Source organism: Clostridium saccharoperbutylacetonicum N1-4(HMT) (assembly GCF_000340885.1).
Lineage (GTDB): Bacteria > Bacillota > Clostridia > Clostridiales > Clostridiaceae > Clostridium > Clostridium saccharoperbutylacetonicum.
In genome coordinates this window covers 4,361,757-4,380,440 of the sequence record NC_020291.1, presented here as the reverse complement: position 1 = coordinate 4,380,440, position 18,684 = coordinate 4,361,757, and the positions used below count along the sequence as shown (strand labels likewise).

General features: G+C 27.6%; 19 protein-coding genes. 16 read left to right on the top strand and 3 right to left on the bottom strand.

Annotation, left to right across the window (positions count from 1 at the left end; genetic code table 11):
* Positions 1-123 precede the first annotated feature (123 nt).
* Positions 124-1,200 carry a GIY-YIG nuclease family protein gene (locus CSPA_RS19605; RefSeq protein WP_015394108.1) on the bottom strand — a complete coding sequence of 359 codons (1,077 nt, stop codon included), beginning with the start codon at positions 1,198-1,200 and terminating at the stop codon, positions 124-126.
* 218 nt (positions 1,201-1,418) lie between these two features.
* Between CSPA_RS19605 and CSPA_RS19600 the strand changes: the two genes are divergently transcribed.
* From CSPA_RS19600 to CSPA_RS19570, 7 genes are all read left to right on the top strand, one after another.
* Complete coding sequence (locus CSPA_RS19600; RefSeq protein ID WP_015394107.1) at positions 1,419-2,009, top strand: hypothetical protein; 591 nt, start codon at positions 1,419-1,421, stop codon at positions 2,007-2,009.
* Positions 2,010-2,389: 380 nt separating this feature from the next.
* Positions 2,390-2,635, top strand: coding sequence for a hypothetical protein (locus CSPA_RS19595; RefSeq protein WP_015394106.1), 246 nt, complete (start codon positions 2,390-2,392; stop codon positions 2,633-2,635).
* Positions 2,632-2,997: an aspartyl protease family protein gene (locus CSPA_RS19590; protein WP_015394105.1), complete on the top strand. Its 366-nt coding sequence runs from the start codon at positions 2,632-2,634 to the stop codon at positions 2,995-2,997. The genes CSPA_RS19595 and CSPA_RS19590 overlap by 4 nt, the downstream gene beginning before the upstream one ends.
* 232 nt (positions 2,998-3,229) lie before the next feature.
* Complete coding sequence (locus tag CSPA_RS19585; RefSeq protein WP_015394104.1) at positions 3,230-4,111, top strand: Rpn family recombination-promoting nuclease/putative transposase; 882 nt, start codon at positions 3,230-3,232, stop codon at positions 4,109-4,111.
* A gap of 268 nt (positions 4,112-4,379) precedes the next feature.
* The gene (locus CSPA_RS19580; protein ID WP_015394103.1) at positions 4,380-4,697 is read left to right on the top strand and encodes a nucleotide pyrophosphohydrolase; all 318 of its coding nucleotides are present in this window, start codon (positions 4,380-4,382) and stop codon (positions 4,695-4,697) included.
* A 188-nt stretch (positions 4,698-4,885) separates the two neighbouring features.
* Positions 4,886-6,820 (top strand): DUF2075 domain-containing protein, encoded by a 1,935-nt coding sequence (locus CSPA_RS19575; protein WP_015394102.1) that lies wholly within the window; start codon positions 4,886-4,888, stop codon positions 6,818-6,820.
* 84 nt (positions 6,821-6,904) lie between these two features.
* Positions 6,905-7,651, top strand: a complete 747-nt coding sequence (locus CSPA_RS19570; RefSeq protein ID WP_015394101.1) for a hypothetical protein — start codon at positions 6,905-6,907, stop codon at positions 7,649-7,651.
* A gap of 320 nt (positions 7,652-7,971) precedes the next feature.
* Here CSPA_RS19570 and CSPA_RS30815 read toward each other — a convergent pair whose 3' ends face one another.
* Positions 7,972-8,100 (bottom strand): hypothetical protein, encoded by a 129-nt coding sequence (locus tag CSPA_RS30815; RefSeq protein ID WP_015394100.1) that lies wholly within the window; start codon positions 8,098-8,100, stop codon positions 7,972-7,974.
* Between the two features lie 129 nt (positions 8,101-8,229).
* On the opposite strand from CSPA_RS30815, the gene rpsU reads away from it, so the two are divergent.
* From rpsU to CSPA_RS19540, 6 genes are all read left to right on the top strand, one after another.
* Positions 8,230-8,406, top strand: a complete 177-nt coding sequence (rpsU, locus tag CSPA_RS19565) for a 30S ribosomal protein S21 (RefSeq protein WP_008418503.1) — start codon at positions 8,230-8,232, stop codon at positions 8,404-8,406.
* A gap of 456 nt (positions 8,407-8,862) precedes the next feature.
* Positions 8,863-9,495 carry a YkgJ family cysteine cluster protein gene (locus tag CSPA_RS19560; RefSeq protein ID WP_015394099.1) on the top strand — a complete coding sequence of 211 codons (633 nt, stop codon included), beginning with the start codon at positions 8,863-8,865 and terminating at the stop codon, positions 9,493-9,495.
* A 119-nt stretch (positions 9,496-9,614) separates the two neighbouring features.
* Entirely contained in the window at positions 9,615-9,788 is a 174-nt protein-coding gene (locus CSPA_RS19555; protein ID WP_241393379.1) for a hypothetical protein, read from the top strand.
* A 480-nt stretch (positions 9,789-10,268) separates the two neighbouring features.
* On the top strand, positions 10,269-11,216 hold the full coding sequence (locus CSPA_RS19550) for an RpnC/YadD family protein (protein ID WP_015394097.1): 948 nt from the start codon (positions 10,269-10,271) through the stop codon (positions 11,214-11,216).
* Positions 11,217-11,508: 292 nt separating this feature from the next.
* Entirely contained in the window at positions 11,509-12,336 is an 828-nt protein-coding gene (locus CSPA_RS19545; RefSeq protein ID WP_173682170.1) for an Rpn family recombination-promoting nuclease/putative transposase, read from the top strand.
* Between the two features lie 107 nt (positions 12,337-12,443).
* Complete coding sequence (locus CSPA_RS19540; RefSeq protein WP_015394095.1) at positions 12,444-14,147, top strand: SWIM zinc finger family protein; 1,704 nt, start codon at positions 12,444-12,446, stop codon at positions 14,145-14,147.
* A gap of 188 nt (positions 14,148-14,335) precedes the next feature.
* Here CSPA_RS19540 and CSPA_RS19535 read toward each other — a convergent pair whose 3' ends face one another.
* A complete protein-coding gene (locus tag CSPA_RS19535; RefSeq protein WP_015394094.1) occupies positions 14,336-15,274 on the bottom strand; it encodes a tyrosine-type recombinase/integrase in 939 nt (312 codons plus the stop codon).
* Between the two features lie 197 nt (positions 15,275-15,471).
* On the opposite strand from CSPA_RS19535, the gene CSPA_RS19530 reads away from it, so the two are divergent.
* The 3 genes from CSPA_RS19530 to CSPA_RS19520 all read left to right on the top strand — a co-directional run bounded on the left by CSPA_RS19530 (position 15,472) and on the right by CSPA_RS19520 (position 18,671).
* Positions 15,472-15,984 (top strand): hypothetical protein, encoded by a 513-nt coding sequence (locus CSPA_RS19530; RefSeq protein ID WP_017810455.1) that lies wholly within the window; start codon positions 15,472-15,474, stop codon positions 15,982-15,984.
* A 276-nt stretch (positions 15,985-16,260) separates the two neighbouring features.
* Positions 16,261-17,334, top strand: coding sequence for a galactose ABC transporter substrate-binding protein (locus CSPA_RS19525; RefSeq protein WP_015394092.1), 1,074 nt, complete (start codon positions 16,261-16,263; stop codon positions 17,332-17,334).
* Positions 17,335-17,657: 323 nt separating this feature from the next.
* Entirely contained in the window at positions 17,658-18,671 is a 1,014-nt protein-coding gene (locus CSPA_RS19520; protein ID WP_015394091.1) for a pirin family protein, read from the top strand.
* Positions 18,672-18,684: the final 13 nt, after the last annotated feature.

Genomic DNA, 18,684 nt, shown 5'->3' with positions numbered 1-18,684 from the left:
TATTATCATTGCTATGTTCGGAATTACCCATTAATATCACCACCTTTTTACTTTTTATTATTTGTAGAAAAAGTTTATGTTATTCATTCATTTTAAGTTAAGAAAAGTATTACAAAGAATGCCTTAAATAATTAGCAACTTGGTTATTAATGCGTCTAATTCTGAATTACATTCCAGATTAAGCAAATTTTCGGGAATTGTAATATAATTACATTTGCTGCTTTGTAAATAACTATGTATTATTTGAGTTTTATCTATTTCATCTTTATTAATTTCTATAGAATCGCTAGTAATAGTTTTAAAGTAGTGAATAATATTTATTTTTATAATTTCATTTAATTGTTTAACATTTATATCTTTCATATTATAAGTCTTAGAAAAAAGAACGTTACTTTTCTTAATGAGAAAAAGCTTTATTAAATGCTCATTTAAAGCTTCAATCATAACTATATTGTTATTTTCTTCTGCAAATTTTATAGTCTTTCTATTATTTGTAAGATAGGTTACTGAAGCCATGTAGTCTCTATATTTTGTGGCAGTTTCAAAGTCAAATTTTTCAGAGGCTATGAGCATCTTTTCTTCTATTTCTTTGAGTAAAGTATTATCAGTATCATTAAGTGAGGCTATAACTTTGAAGGTGATATTTTCATATTGCTTAGTTGTAGCTGCTATATCTAAGCACATACCAATACACAAGTTTAAGGAGTAGTTCAGACATGAAGTGCCATTTTTATAATTATAGTTGCAATTTATTTTATAAAAATCCTTTATGCATTGAATAGCTTTTTCTGCAGCATTCTTATTTGTATATGGACCAAAATAAAGAGTATGTTCATTTTGATTATTAGTGCTGGAAATTTCTATACTAGGATATTTTTCTCCTAAATCAATCTTTATATATGTATAAGATAATGGATTTTTCATTAATCTGTTGTATCTTGGTTTTAGCTCCATTATTAGCGTGCATTCTAGCATAAAAGCTTCAAATTCTGTGTCAGTAATAATATAGTCAAAATCCTTTAAATTTTTAATGAGCTTTTCAACCTTTGGAGTACGAGATTTTATATTTTGAAAATAAGAACCAACTCTATTTTTTAAGTTCTTTGATTTCCCAACATAGATGATGCTGCCAAGGGAATCTTTCATAAGATACACTCCAGGAACTGATGGGAGATCTCTTATTTTTTCCTTTAAATCCATGTTTATTCCTTCTTTCGTATAATATCAAAAATAGTATTCTCATTTAATGAGAATACTATTTTTATATGATAACTTACAGGAAAGAAAAAGTCTATAAATTCATTTTTTATGCTAAGAGAAATAGCTAAATCTACTTGGCACTGAGTAACACTTCTTAGAATAGCTAATATAATATTAATGATTAGGCTTATAACTGTATTAATATAAAGGAGTATTATATGTATAATAACCAATTTCCCTGTTGTCCTTACTACATGAATCAAGCTGCTTATCCATATTATAATGTAATGCGGAGAAATACAGCACCAAAATTTGCAGCCTTTAGTGGTACTGTTACAAGGATTGAAGATTTTTACCCAGGTCAAGATGATGCATCAGTAGGCTGCTATAAATTAATATCACTCGAAAACATAGACAGGGGACCGGTAAATTTTGTGATATCACCGAGAACTTACTTTGTAGATCATAAATTGGTAGAAGTAGGAGATGAGGTAACTGGATTTTACGATGCAAATGCACCTGCTCTTCTTATTTATCCTCCACAATATCCTGCAATTGTTATGGCAAAAGACACAGTATATCAAAATGTTACTGTAGACTATTTTAACAATCAACTTATAAGCAGCGATGGAAATTTAAAACTAAATATTGACATATCTACTGAGGTAATTCTGACAAACGATCAGATTTTTAATAGATTCCCTAGAAATAAAAATCTAATTGTTGTCTATGGACCTACAACCAAGAGCATACCTGCCCAAACTACTCCATATAAAATCATTGTTCTTTGTGGTCAGAACCTTGTATAAAATTACCAGGTACAAACTAAAATTAATATATAGATAAAGAGTCAGATAAGATGAATTAACAAAATCTTATCTGCTTTTTCTTTTTAAATATTTGATACTATAAAGGTTTCTAAAGAGGCTTTTATAAAGAAGCCTATTAAAGTATTAAAAAATTTCTTAGAAAATAGAAATAAAATAACCTAGTATATTGTGAGATAGAATATATAGAATATACTAGGTTATTTTTTGCTTGGAATAGGAACTTATGTGCGTATATTGTTTGTAAGATTGGAAATAATTAAAATATAAGTCTACGAGTACTCAAACTTATACTTATGATATAATAAAGATAGAAATATGATTCATTTATAAACTTATTTTAGATATGAGGATGCGAGAATATGAAATGGGAAGAAGTTAGAAATATATATCCTAATAAATTTGTACTTTTAAGAAGCTTAGAGGCTCATATTGAAGATAATAAAAAGTGTATAGATGATGTAGCTGTAGTGAGAGCTTTAGATGATGAAGAAGCAAGTGATTTATTAATTAAATGTAAAGGAGATACTTTTGTGTTTCATACATCGAAAAAGGAGCTATCAATGAATATAATACAAATGCCAATATTAAGAGGAGTATTTAAATGAAGTTAGAGTATAAAAGTGGTTTGTTATTTGTTGATATGAAAATTGGATATAAGGGCAATAATGTATTGCTTAAAAATGTGGTAGTAGATACAGGGGCTGCTCATACTATCATTAATCCAGACAGTGTATATAAATTGGGAATTAAAGCAGAAGCAGATGATTATGGTATTGGTGGGGAGCACTATTCGTATAGAAATAATATTAATTCAGTTAGTATTGGAAGCGACTGTATAGAAGATATAAATATAGATTTTGGTATAATTGATGAAGAAGGATATATAAATTGGTTACTTGGACTTGATGTATTATTAAAATTAGGTATAACCATTAATCTAAAAGAATTGGAGTTGTATAGTAGCTAATCATAAAGAGTATAAAAGAACTTCTTAGAAAATAGAGATAAATTAACCGAGCATGTTCCTAGTGAGATAGGATGTACTCGGTTATTTTTTGTAGGAGTAAGAACTTATGTGCGTATATTATTTGTAGGATTGGAAATAATTATAGTATAGCAAATGAGTACTCAAAGCTGATTTATTCTATATTGAAAGATATCTTGAAATAGCTTAAAATTAAAAGAAAGTAGTGAGAATAGTGACAGCTGATAGTAAGATAATAAGTTCTGGCGAAATAATAAAATCTTCTACGAATAAAACTTTAAAAGAATTAAACCTTGAAGATGATTTTCTATTTGCAAAGGTCATGAGCGATAAAGAAATCTGCAAGGAATTATTAGAAAAGATTTTAGAAATTGAAATAGAAAAAGTAGAAATGGTTGAAGAGCAAAAAACTATAGATTTATTGCTAGAGAGTAAAGGCATTAGGCTCGATGTATACGTAAAAGATGAAAAGAATACAATTTATAATGTTGAAATGCAACGTGGAAAATACAAAAATTTACCTAAAAGGCTAAGGTATTATCAAGGAAGCATTGATTTGGATCTGATAAGCAAAGGGGAGGATTATAGAAAGCTAGCTAAAAGTTATATTATATTTATATGTACGTTTGATTTGTTTAATAAAGGAAGGCATAAATATACATTTCAAAATGTGTGTTTAGAAGATAATAGTATAATATTAAATGATGAAGCGCAAAAAATAATATTAAATACAAAAGGAATTCTGAATGATTTAAACGAAGAATTATTAGAATTTCTTAATTATGTAGAAGATTCAACAGATGATAAAGTAAAGAGTATTAAAGGAAACCTTGTTAAAAGTATACATAAGAGAGTGCAAGAAGTTAAAAATGATGTTTCGATGGAGGTGGAGTACATGACTTTGTTAGAAAGAGATAGAGAGAAAATTGAAGAAGGAAAAGTTGAACTTTTACTTAAGCTATTAATAAAAAAGTTTAAAATAATACCTGATGAATATAAAGATAAATTAAAATCTTTATCAGAGGAAAATATAGAGTTAATAGCTACGGAAATATTTGATATGAAATCTATCGAAGATTTAAAAAAATATTTCTAGATAGTAGTTAAAGAAATACTTCATAAATCAGATGGAGAAAAATCTATAGAGATGTTAAAATTCACAAAAAGCTATCCAAAAGAGGATGGCTTTTTTGCATATTGAAAAGAAAATTTGGTACATATTTCATGTTTCAGTTACCAAATAAAAATCTATTTGGTAATAGAGAATTTGGATTTAGAATTGAACATATTAATAAAATATATTTTATGTAAATTTATGCTATAATATACATAAAAACTGGTAAACACTAGAAAGAGTGATTAAAATGAAGGAAACAATAAATAGAATAAGAAAATTTAGAGATGACAGGGATTGGAGTCAATTTCATACACCTGCTAATCTTTCTAAAGCAATATCAATTGAAGCAGGAGAACTTTTAGAAGAATTTTTATGGGATGAGGAAAACTATAATAAGGAGCATGTTCTAGAAGAACTTGCTGATGTTATGGTTTATTGTATACATATGGCTGATGCTTTAGGAGTCGATTTAGAAGAAATAATTAATAGTAAAATGAATAAAAATGAAGAAAAGTATCCAGTTGAGAAAGCAAAGGGTAATAGTAAAAAGTATACACATTTATAAAAAGCAGCTATGCTGCAATGCGAAACTTATCTGCAACCAAGATCATAAATTATAAAAAGCAGCTATGCACTTCTAAAAAGAGCAGCTATGCTGCAATACGGAACTTATCTGCAACCAAGATTATTAAAATTATAAGCGAGAAGCGCAACCAACATTATCTCATAGCTATAAAGAGGAGTGTATGAAAGGTGATTGTATATCAAGCTAGTAAGAAAGATTTTATGAAGCATGTTACTAATGATGAAATCAGTATTTTGATTGATAGAGAATATAAGAGCAAAATAGGAAAATCTAGAGAAAAAGAATTTCAAGCATGGGATAATTCTATGCTTTATATGTTTAAGGCTCTCAATACTAAGGAAATACCAGATGAGTGTGGAGTTGCTATTGAATATAAAATTCCAGGAACTTCTATGAGAGTTGATTTTATTTTAACAGGACTTGATGAATACGATAAAGAAAATATTATAATAGTTGAGCTTAAACAATGGACACATTTAGAAGAAGTTAAGGAAGAAAATGATATTGTATTAACATATTTGAATAATAGTAAAATTCCAAAAACACATCCATCGTATCAAGCTTGGACATATGCTAATTTAATCGAAGATTATAATGATGCAGTGGAGACGAAATTAATCAAGTTACATCCATGTGCATATTTACATAATTACATAAAGAAAAAAGAAAATGATCCTCTTTTAAGTGAAATATATAATAATTCTTTAAATTTAGCACCTGCATATACACGAGGTGATGCACTAAAATTAAGAGAATTTATATGTAGATATGTTAAAAAGTCAGACCAAGGTAAAGGTATTTATTTTATTGAAGGTGGAAAGATAAGACCTTCAAAATCTCTTCAAGATGCTCTTAAGGTTATGATTGATGGTAATGAAGAATTTATTATGATTGAGGACCAAAAGGTTGCTTTTGAAAGTATTATGCGAACTGTTCGTGATTGCATTAAAAATGAAAAGAAGAAAACCATAATAGTTGAAGGAGGACCAGGGACAGGTAAGTCTGTTCTTGCTATAAATCTTCTTGTTAAAATTTGCAATAGGAATCTTAACTGTCAGTATGTAACTAAAAATGCAGCACCAAGAAATGTATATTGTGAAAAACTTAAAGGTAATTATACTCAAAAATATATCAATAATTTATTTAAAGGTTCAGGTGTTTACACGGATACTTCCCAAAATGAAATAGATGTTTTAATAATAGATGAAGCACATAGACTTAATGCTAAGTCAGGTATGTTTAAAAATCTCGGAGAAAATCAAATTAAAGAAATAATAAATACTGCAAAGGTATCTATATTTTTTGTTGATAATAATCAAAGAGTCACTATGGATGACATAGGAAGTATTGAAGAAATAGAAAAACATGCAAGAGCTTTAGAAGTAAAGACTAGAAAACTAAAACTAACTTCACAATTCCGCTGTAATGGCTCTGATGGATACGTATCTTGGCTTGATGATGTATTAGAAATAGCTGAAACAGGAAATTTTGATGGCTTCGAATTTGACTTTGATTTTAGAGTATTTGATGATCCGAGTGAAATGAAAAAAGCTATTGAAGAAAAAAATGAAGTTAACAATAAATCAAGGTTAGTTGCAGGTTATTGTTATGAATGGGCAACTAAAAAGAAAGAAAATTATAATAAGTATGATATAGAATTCCCAGAATACGATTTTAAAATGAAATGGAATTTAAGTAATAGCCCAACTTGGGCAATTGATAAAGAATCCGTAAATGAATGTGGCTGCATTCATACCTGCCAAGGTCTTGAATTTGACTATGTTGGAGTAATAATTGGACAAGACTTACGCTTTGAAAACGGAAAACTTATAACAGATTTATTCAAAAGAGCCAAAACAGATAAAAGTTTAAATGGCGTAAAGAAGTTATACAAAGAAGATAAAGAAAAGGCACTAAAAATAAGTGATGAATTAATAAAAAATACGTATAGAATACTTATGACCAGAGGTCTTAAAGGGTGCTATATATGGTGTGAGGATAAGTCACTATCTAATTATTTTAAGGAGAGGCTGAATTCTTTTATGAGGCAAATTGTAGTTAAGGAAATTGAAGGAGAATATATGTACCTATTAAGAGAGTGAGAGAAATTTCACTCTTTTTAAGAAATTGATCAAAAGTAATTAAATAGAATAAAAATTAATTAGAACTAAAAGGAGCTTTAAATAATGAATAAAATAATATATTTTAATAAGATAGTTATTATTACTATGATAGTAGCTTTATTAGAAGGCTGTGGTGAAAAAACTCAACAAGTAGAGACAAGTCCTTCTAATCAAAACACAGCTAGTGAGGATAAGTTTAGTTCTAATACAGATAAGAAAGAAGAAATTAAGGCTGTTGAAACTACAAAGCAAGATTTTAAAGAAATTAATATAGATGCAAATTTAAAAAAGAAACTTGATACCTTTTTTAGTAATTTCTCAGAAGCGCATCTAAAGTCATTTGAAAAAGATAAACTTGATGATAGTAGTCTCATAGTATTTGGAATAAGACATATTATGCTTAATAATTTTAAGCTTATTCAGCTAAAAGGGGATACAGGTTATGTTAAAGCTGAAGATGTTGATGCAAAGGCTTTGTTTTATTTTGGGAAAAAGGTAAATCAGCATAAAAATACAGGTGAATACATTTTTGAAAATGGTTTGTATAAGATTAGAATGGCTTCTGGGGATGAATATACTTTCTCACAAATTAATAAGTTATATGATTTGGGAAACAATAAATATAAAGCAGAAGTTAGTGTTTATATAGCTTCAAGTGGTTATACTGGAGATTCTCATGGTACTATTGAGGAGTGGAAAGCTAGTGGAGGAGAAATACCAAAATTAAGCAATAAAGTTACTGCAACAATAGAAAAAATTAGTCAAGATGGAAATGAACGCTTTATTTTGACTGAATACAATATAAATTAATAGCTTTGTATAGAAAAAAACAAGCATTTTTAGACGAACTTAGTGGAATATAAATAAATTAACTGAGGATATTCTTAGTGAGATAGGATATACTCGGTTATTTTTTTGTGGGAGTAAGAACTTATGTGCGTATATTTTGTAGTATTGGAAATGAATATAGAAGTAATTAAATCTGAATTTATGCTATAATGGAGGTGAGCAAATGAGTCACAAAAGAGCCATGAATAATATACATGAAAAGTGAGAGTCCAAATTTTATATTTGGATTCTCGAACTTTCTCAGCGAACGAATGTGAGTCGAGCAGGTCTTACAAATATCTTTATTCTAATAAAATAGTGTTTTTAGATTTAGTAAAAGAAATGCTTAAAGCACCATGGGCTAATGATTTAAAGGCAACTTCAAGGAAATCTTCTGGAATCACTTCAACTGTAACTTTTCCATTCTCCATTTAGAGCTCAGAATTATCCACTAGAATATAAATTGACAGCATTTTAGTAAATGTTGTATAGTATATTATGAGTTTATATTTGTAAATTATTTTATGGTTTACAGTTCAGTGCCAAGGGAGGGATAAAGCATGTCAGAAATTAAAGTTGGAGAGAATGAATCTCTTGAGCAAGCATTAAGAAGATTTAAAAGAAAATGTTCAGCATCTGGAATTCTTTCAGAAGCAAAAAAGAGACAACACTATGAAAAGCCAAGTGTAAAAAGAAAGAAAAAGTCTGAAGAAGCTAGAAAAAGAAAATTTAAGTAGTAGATTATAAATTATAGTTTTATCAATAATATTAATGATTATAATAAAAAATGATTTTACTTATTTTAAAAAGTAATATAAGCGTTTTTGGGGAAGATAAGAATTTGCAGATAAAATTGCTAAGTTTATCTGAATATTAAAAGAATTAAAGTATTAGCCTAAAGTGGAAAGTATTTTTAATAAATTTCTACTTTAGGTTATTTTTATTATTTTAAGGAACTTCAATATATAGTGCTTCAGAAGTATCCTAAGGGAAGACACAATTATATGAATAGTATTTGCATAAGCTAGGAGTTTAAGAGGAACAAATATAATTAGATTAATGAAATTAGAGAAAGATATAGTGTTAGTGAGTATTTTAGTGAGGTAGCTTATTATACTGGAAAATACGAAATATTAACGAAATCCGAAAATATGGAATATGTAAGAAAAAATAATTTAAAGTTGAGGAACTATATGATGAAATTACTATATGATGTCGAAGGTAAAGTGAATTATGACAAAATTAATAAAAATACAACGGTTAAAGATGTGTTAGATGCAGTTGATATATTTTTAAATAATAATCCTCTTAATTGTAATGAATGTGAGGAGAGTTGCTGCAAAAGATCTTGGTCAGTAGAAATGGATAATATCTGTGTAAATAGATTGAGCAGTTGGAACGATGAGGCAGTTTTAGATTTTATACAGGAAAAGTTGGTTAAAAAGAAAAATTATTATAGAGATTTTGATCAGTATGTATTAAATAAGAAAATGGACTGTAATTTTATAACAGAAACAAATCTATGCACTATTTATGAGGATAGGCCAATAATATGCAGACTTTATATCTGCATTTCAAGAAGTTATAGATATAACTTGATTAGAGAGCTCATAGGAAGCACATATTTAAAAGCACTGATACATGAAGAAAAAATTAGAAACAATAATTTCACAAATGAAACTATTAATAAGTATAAACGAAATCCAGCAGTTTTGGCTAAAGACTACAATATACTTCTGGAAAAAGTATTTGATTATTCAGAAGATGAAGGTTGGCTTGATATTGATGAAAGAGAAGAACTGTACAAAGAAAGGATCCTAGAATAAATTTTATAATAATAATGATTACTTAATAAATTGGCAAGGAATTATTAGCAACTTCAACACTACGTGTTTCAGAAGAACCCATAGGAGCAATACAATTTTTGCCATCAACCACAAAACTTATGGAAGAGTTTTTGGATGAAATTATGGAGGAATCTTCTTATTCAAGCTTTGAAAGAGCAATAGAGCCAGTTAGGAAAGAAGAGTATTTAAAGGATGAATATTTCTGTACGAGAGAAGTTCTAGTAGGATCATTAAAAAGTAAGGAGCTGCCATACAACTTTTTATCTTCTTAATAGTGCTAGAAGTGTAACTGAATTATGTATTAAAAGTAAAGAAGAATTTAGGCTTTTTCTTGAACTTAGAAGATTTTATAATGAATATTCAATTGAAGTTGATAGAGAGATTGAGGTTCAAAGTGAGATTAATGCTTTTAATTTAGATGGTATTAATATAGATGTTGATGATGAAGGTATAATGAGTATTGTTGATAAAACGGTTATAAAGGTTTCTAAAGATGATTTTATAAAGAAGCCTATAAAAAGTATTAAAGAACTTCTTAGAAAATAGAAATAAATTTACCGAGTATATTCCTAGTAAGTTATGATGTACTCGGTTATTTTATGTATAGAATAAGAACTTATGTGCGTATATTGTTTGCGAAATTGGAAATAATTATAGTATGTAGAAGGAAGTGTGATAACTAATTACAAGATTAATATTTTAATAAGGCTAAATTTCAATTATAATTAATATATAGAAAAGCAGGTGGACAATTGTCGATTAGCAATGAAAAAGTAAAGTTGGATGAAGTTTTAAAATTTTTATTTTCAACATCGAAAAAGGTTTTAGTTAATTTGTTAAATGGAATTTTTCAAGAGAATTATAGTAGTGATCAAGTTAAACTATCTGTTAGTAATAATGAATTTGTAATGGATACATTTGATACTTTAAGAGGAGATGTGTTTTTTGATATACTAAATAGTGAAAGTGATAAAATATCTTATCATTTGGAGTTTCAAACGCGAAATGACAGTACTATGGTAATAAGGATGTTTGAATATGGATTAAGAAAGGCTAAGGAACAGTCGAGAAACAATGATGATTTTAGAACTATATTTTTTCCTAAACAAAAGGTGATATTTTTTGAAGAAAATAGAAATATTATGGATATAATAAAATTAAAAATAGTATTGCCAAGTGGAGAATCTTTTTTATATTCAGTACCTGTTATGAAATATTGGGAATATTCAGATAAGAAATTGTTAGAAGATAAAATGTATCCGTTGTTGCCATTGCAGTTATTTAATCTTAGACGGGAATTAGAACAGTATAAAAGAAAGAATGATATTAAAAAAATAAATGAATTATCAATTAAAGCAAAGGAAATTGCAGAAAAAATAGCTAATGAATCAAAAGAGTTATTTGAAAAGAATGAAATAATAGGAGAAGATTTTCATAAAATGCTATTAGCAATTCAAAATTTAATTGAGTACTTAAATAGAAATTATTTTAATGATGAGAAAATAGAAGAAGAGGTGATTAGAGTGACAAAGACGTTATTTGATCCAGAAGTAGAGAAACGAAAGGCAATTGAGATAGCTAAAAATTTATTAGATATTTTAGATAATGAAACAATAGCACTAAAGACAGGGTTAGAACTAGAAGAAGTAATTAAACTTAGGAATGCAATGCAGACAAAAGTTTCAAAATATATGCTATAATACCAATATTAAGAGGAGTATTTAAATGAAGTCAGTGTATAAAAGAACCTCTTGGAAAATAGAAATAAAATAATCGAGTATCTTTCTAGTGATACTCGATTATTTTTGTTTTTTAATAAGAACTTGCGTGCGTATATTATTTTTATGATTGGATATAGGCAAATGAGTACTCAAAGCTGATTTATTCTATATTGAAAGATATCTAGAAATGGATTAAAATTAAAAGAAAGTAGTGAGAATAGTGACAGCGGATAGTAAGATAATAAGTTCTAGAGAAATAATAAAATCTTCTATGAATAAAACTTTAAAAGAATTAAACCTTGAAGATGATTTTCTATTTGCAAAGGTTATGAGCGATAAAGAAATATGCAAAGAGTTATTAGAAAAGATTTTAGAAGTTGAAATAGAAAAAGTAGAAATGATCCAAGAACAAAAGGCTATAGATTTATTGTTAGAGAGTAAAGGTATTAGACTTGATGTATATGTAAAAGATGAAAATAATACAATTTATAATGTTGAAATGCAAAGAGGGAAACATAAGAATTTAGCGAAAAGGCTAAGATATTATCAAGGAAGCATAGATTTAGATTTAATAAGTAAAGGTGAAGATTATAGAAAGCTAACTAAAAGCTATATTATCTTTATTTGTACATTTGATTTATTTTCTAAAGGCCGACATAAGTATGCTTTTAGAAATATATGTCTAGAAGATAATAGTATAGAGTTAAATGATGAAGCTGAGAAAATAATATTAAATACAAAGGGGTTTATGAAAGATTTAAGTGAGGAATTACTGGAATTTCTTGCTTATGTTGAAGATTCAAGAGATGAGGTTGTAAAGAATTTTAACGGAAATTTAGTTAAAAGTATACATGAAAGAGTGAAGGAAGTTAAAAATGATGTTTCAATGGAGGTTGAGTTTATGCACCTATTAAAAGAGTGCGAAGCACAATTCGGAACTTACAAAATATTGGAAAAAGATAAAGTGAAAATTGAAGAAGGAATTGAACAAGGTGAAAAAAAGAAGGCATTAGAGATGCTAAAAGATAATGAACCAATAGAAAAAATAATTAAATATTCAAAGTTTAGTAAGGAGGAAATATTAAAAATTAAGATTTGAAAGTTATAATGTTAGAATTTATGAAAGCTGTCTTAAATGGATGGCTTTTTCACATATAAAAAATAGTATGATTTTTTGCATAGAAGTAAATTGTTAAAGGAGCAATTATGAATATTAATAATTTTAAGGAATATATAGATAAAACAATTTTAAAAAGAGGTTATGACTATTATACTGATGGAAATATACTTAATTCTTGTAATGTAGAAGATAATACCTATACCTTTGAAGTACAGGGAAGTGAATATTACCAGGTTGTAGTTCAGCTTGATGATAATGGAGAAATAATTCATTCTGAATGTGATTGTCCTTATGATTTTGGACCAATATGTAAGCATGAAGTTGCAGCTTATTTTGAATTGGCTGAACATATGAGCAAGAGTGTAAATAAAAATGATAAAAATGCAAATAATGTTATAAATAATGAAAAATTAATAAAGAAAAAGGCCAAGGAGCCAGAAATAAAGGAAGTCTTGAGTAATCTTTCAAAAGAAAAATTAATAGATATAATATTGGAAATAACTCAAAATAACAGAATTTTAAAAAATAGTCTTGTTGTTAGGTATTCAAAAGGTAATAGTGAACAGGAACTTCATAAATGTAAAAAGTTAATAGATTCTATTGTGAGAAAGCATTTAGGAAGAGAAGACTTTATCTCATATAGAGAAGCAGGAGACTTTGTAAGTGATATGGAGGTACTATTAGAAAAGATAAAAGAGACAGAGGATATAATATTAGCGTTTGATATTGCATTTCTAGTAATAGATGAAGGAATAGAGGCTTTTCAATATGCTGATGATTCCGATGGTGATATTGGATACTTAGTATCAGAAACTATTAATTTAATAGGTGAGGTAATAGGTTACAATGAAGATATAGATGTTAATATAAAGGAAGAGTTATTTGAGAAACTGTTGAGTAAAAGTGAAAGTAAAGTTTTTGATGAGTGGACTGATTATAGAATTGATATGTTAGAATTATGTGCTGAGGTTGCTGCTACAGAAGTTATTAGAAATAAATTAAAAACAAAATTAAATTATTTAATTGATAACAATTCTAATAATGAGTATATGAAATACAGTGATGAAAGTATGCATCATATATTATTTAATATGGTAAATAAGTATGGTACTGAGGAAGAAGCAGAGCAATTTATAAAAGATAACCTAAAGTTTTCGTCTTTTAGAGAATTATTTATAAACAAGTATCTTAATGAGAAGGATTATGAGAAAGTTATAGAATTAGCTCTAGAAGGAGAAAAGCAAGATGCTAGATTTGCTGGCTTAATTTTAAAATGGAAACAAATGAGATATAAGGCTTATAAAGAATTAGATTTAAAAGATGATCAAAGAAATTTAGCTAAGGAACTTTTATTTGAAGGTAAATTTGAATATTACAAAGAGCTAAAAGAATTGGCAGAGGATAAAATAAGTTTTTATAATAATTTAAAACAAGAACTTAAAGTAAAGGAAGACTGGCATTCAAAAAGTATGTTTCTTCAAATAATCTTGGAGGAAAAGGATTTAAATGAAATAATGGACTATGTAAGAGATAACCCGACAAGTATAGATCGTTATGCAGATATTTTAATAGATAAATTCAAAGATGAAGTTATAGAAATTTATAAAAAATATATAAAGTTTGAAGCAAGTCGTGCATCTAATAGAAGTCATTATAAAAGTGTATGTGCAATAATTAGAAAATATAAAAAGATTGCAGGAAAGCAAAGCCAAATTCCAATAGTAAATGAATTAATAGCTTTATATAGAAAGAAACCAGCATTTTTAGACGAACTTAGTAGAATTAAATAAAAATAAATTTTAAAAGCTGAGATTATCTTATATTTAAGAAAGTCTTAGCTTTAATTATATGTTAAATTATTAAAAATAGTTTTTTGAATAATAAGTAAGAATAATAGTATTTTGGAAGGAATGTGCTATTTGAAGTAGAATTATATACAAATAATTTATAGTTATTTGGAGGTTTTTGATCAAGAAAACTAAATTTTTAAAAGATTTCTACCATTATATTGAAGAAGAACTTGTTTTTTTCTTTCTGTTGAAACTTCTGTATAAATTTGTGTTGTTGTGATGCTTGAATGACCAAGTATTTCTTGAACAGCTCTTATATCAGCTCCATTGTTTAAAAGCTGTGTTGCAAAAGTATGTCTTAAATAGTGTGGAGTTGATTTTGTTTCAATATTGGCTAATTTTATGTATTTGCTGTATATATCTTCAATTGAATAGATAGATAATCTATCTCCATATTTATTTATAAAAAGAGCATCACCTTTAGGAGCTAAACTATCTCTAGAATTTATCCATGTTTTAAGTGTGTCTATAACATCGGAGCTGGATATGTATAGTAATCTTTCTTTTCGTCCCTTACCATTAATAAGTAATGTCTGATCATTAAAGTTAAGATCATTTAAGTTGATATTGACTAATTCACCTATTCTTATTCCAACACAATAAAGTAATTCAATAATTGCTAAATTTCGAATACAAATAATTTTTCTAAATTCAGTCTTAATATTATTAAGATCTTCTATGGGAGATTTCAAAAGTTTTATTATATCTTGTGAAGATAAGGTTTTAGGAAGCTTTTTTGTTGTTTTAAATGATATTCGCATGTGTTCAAAAGGATAAGAAGTAATTAAGTTTTTTCTTAATAAGTATTTAAAAAATGATTTTAAGGTAACGTATTTACGTTTTATTGAGGTGTCCTTTAGCTTTTTGTAATTTTGTAACCAAGTGATATATTGATTTATAGTATTAATATCAATTTCTTCTGCATTATTGTCTTTTAGCCAATCAGAAAAACTTGATAAATCAGATACATATGCTTTAATGCTTTTTTCAGAAAGATTCCTTTCGATTTTAAGAGTGTTGATGTAATTATTAATATTGTCTGATACAATTTTATTATTGTGTGTCATAAATTGCCTCCTCTTTAGTAGTAGTATAATTATATTTATTTTGGCGATATATGTCTATATTTTGGTAAAATAATTGGAATAATTAATATGAAACTTACATCTTAAATTCCAAAATAATTCAAGTAATGATATAATAAACATAAACTGTAATCGTAACCAATACACCGATGAATAATATAGCGGAAGGGGAACTTAAGGTGGATAATAATTCGGTAATTAAAAAATTAACTATGTGTGGAAATTCTTTGAAGAAATTATATAAATTTCTTCCGGAAAATAGTATAAAAGCTATTCCATATACAACATCAGGTGAGTCAAAATATGATTTGGAAGTAAATATAAATGGGGTTGAATTTAAAGGAAAAGAAGATAATTCCAACATAGTTATAAATAGCTTACATAGAAATTATACAAAAGAGGAATTAATGGCTATTCAAAAAATAGCCACAAAATGTTATACGTATCCATTTGGCGGATTAGAATTTTCTTTTGGACTAAATATTTTTAGAAATGATAAAACAGAGATAACAATAATTAATCTATTAGATAAATATAATATTGAACCATTTTTAGAAAGTTTAGATTCAGAAGGTCATATAGAATTAAAGATTAGTAATGTGAAATACTTTTCTACAGAGGCTTTCATAAATTTTGTTTTAGAATTGCAAACATTAATTTATTTATTAGATGAAAAATATGATGATAACTAAAGCATGAAGATGATGGATTTGAAATAATGTTTAAAGATGGAATCAATGAAATATTAGCAGCATAGTTTGTCTATTTTATAAATGAAGTATATATTATATTTTTTTGTACAGACTAAAAATATAACATTACATAATTTTAGTATTTGAAAAGAAGTAGAAAAATATAATTGGAAAAGAAATTTCCAGTTATATAACCTATCAAATATTTAATTTACACAAGTTATTCTATATTCTCGACATATAATTTAAAAATTATATATGATGGTAGGTGTTGCTATGAATATATTGAGAAAAATAATCATATTATTTTTGGTTTCGTTAACTGTGTTTACTTTAGGAAGTACAATTAAAGTTAAACCAACTTCTAGCTTAAATAATAATAACCGTGCAGTAATTAATATTGCAGTAATATTCTTCGAAACTGAAGATCCGTACACTATGAAAGTTATAGAAAGTTTTAAGGAGATAGAGAGTGTAAAGGAGAATAATGTTAAATTTACTTTTCTAAATCCTCAGAATAATATAGCTATAAATAATGAAATGTTAGATAATGCATTGAGAAGCAACTATGATTTATATATACTATATTTACCAGATAGAACGGAAGGTTCTGTAAACAATGTTATTGATAGAGTTAGACAGAGAGGTAAAGCATTAATACTAATGAATATTCCAACAGAAATAGCATTGAAATCTTCTAAAATCTATGATAAAGTTGCATTTGTAACACCAGATTCTAAGAAGGCAGGGATTGCTCAAGGAAATATTATTGTTGATTTATGGAAGAAGAATAAAGAAGCTTTAGACAAGAATAACAATGGCGTACTAGAATATATCTTACTGGAAGGACCTATTAATGATCCTCAAGTAGTTGATAGATCTAAATATGCTATTTCAACAATTAATGATGCAGGAATAAAGACCCAAGAGCTTGCTAAAGGAAATGAAGATTGGAATAAAGAGCTGGCTAAAACTTCTATTAATAACTTATTTCTAAGATATGGTGGAAATATAGAGGCAATAATTTCAAATAATGATGCCATGGCCATAGGTGCCATTGAAGCCTTACAAAATTATGGATATAACAAAGGCGATAAGCTTAAAAATATAGCAGTTGTAGGAATTGATGGATTACAGGAAGCAAAAGATTTAATTGACAAGGGTCTCATGACAGGCACTGTTATTCAAGATCCAAAGGTTCAAAGTAAATTGCTATATACTGTTGGAGTTAATCTTGTAAATAAATTAAATCCTATAGGAAATACAGATTATCAAATTGTTGATGGACAGATTATAATTCCATTTCCTTATGATACATATGTTGGTAAGGAAGTGAGTAATAACAAATAGATCTTTAAATTAATAGGCAGTCTATTGCTAAAAAATAGACTGCCTATTTGTAATATATTTTATTTAAAAATTATGTTACGCTAAAATAAATTTTCCTATCATTTATATTGCCTCTTATGAAATTTTACACTTAACTACATCATAAATTGAGATAGTAATTTGTTATGAATTCTAGATTACTCTAAAAGAATATACAAGTAATAAAAGTTATGCTACAATCAAATTATAAATAATTATTATCAATTAATAACTATTTTAGTGAATGATTTTGATATATTTAATAGGTTAAGTATAAATAATACTTATTCGAGGAGGTAAAATTTATGAAAAATAACATATTGAAAATAAATAAATTAAGTTCTCAATGGGGGACAAGTGATCCTTTTCTATTTCTGGCACACCATAAGGATGCTTATCCAAAGGGAAATAATGAAATGGGACCAAATGCTTCCCTAAAAGGCAGAAATATTGGAAGTGACTTTCAGGGAATAGATGGTTGGAATATGTATCATGGAGACGTTATTCCAGGGTTTCCACAGCATCCACATAGAGGTTTTGAAACAGTTACTATAGTGTTGGATGGGTATGTTGATCATGCAGATTCGGCAGGTGCTACAGGCAGATATGGAGCTGGTGATGTACAGTGGCTTACTGCAGGGAAAGGTTGCAATCATACAGAAATGTTTCCTTTAGTTAATACAGAAAAAGATAATCCGTTGGAATTGTTTCAAATTTGGATGAATCTACCTAAAAAAGATAAATTCGTAGAACCACATTATAAAATGCTTTGGGCAGAAGACATTCCAGTAATACAAGCTCAAGATGATAGCGGCAGAACAAGTACAATAAGACTGATTTTTGGTTTTTATAATGGTATTAAGAGCTTAGATTCCTCACCTAATTCATGGGCAGGTGAAGAGAATAATCATGTAAGAATCTGCCTTATTCGTATGGAACCTGAGGCTAGTATAGAACTTCCTAAAGTATCTTCGACTTTGAATAGAACTGTTTACTTCTATGAAGGAGAGAGAATAAATATTGAAGGAACAAGCATTGAGAATTATCATAGTATAAAACTTGCAGGAGATGAAATTATAGAAATAAAAAATGGTTCAAAGGAAAGCTGCCTGCTACTTTTAGAGGGGGAACCAATTGGCGAACCTGTTGTAAGTTATGGACCTTTTGTAATGAACTCTGATAAAGAAATTAGGGATGCTTTTGCTGATTATAGAAGTACTGGCTTTGGAGGATGGCCATGGGAACGTGATGATTTTGTTCATCCAAGAGAAAAAGGAAGATTTGCGCAATATCCTGATGGTAAAATAGAGTACAGATAATATTTGTCATCTG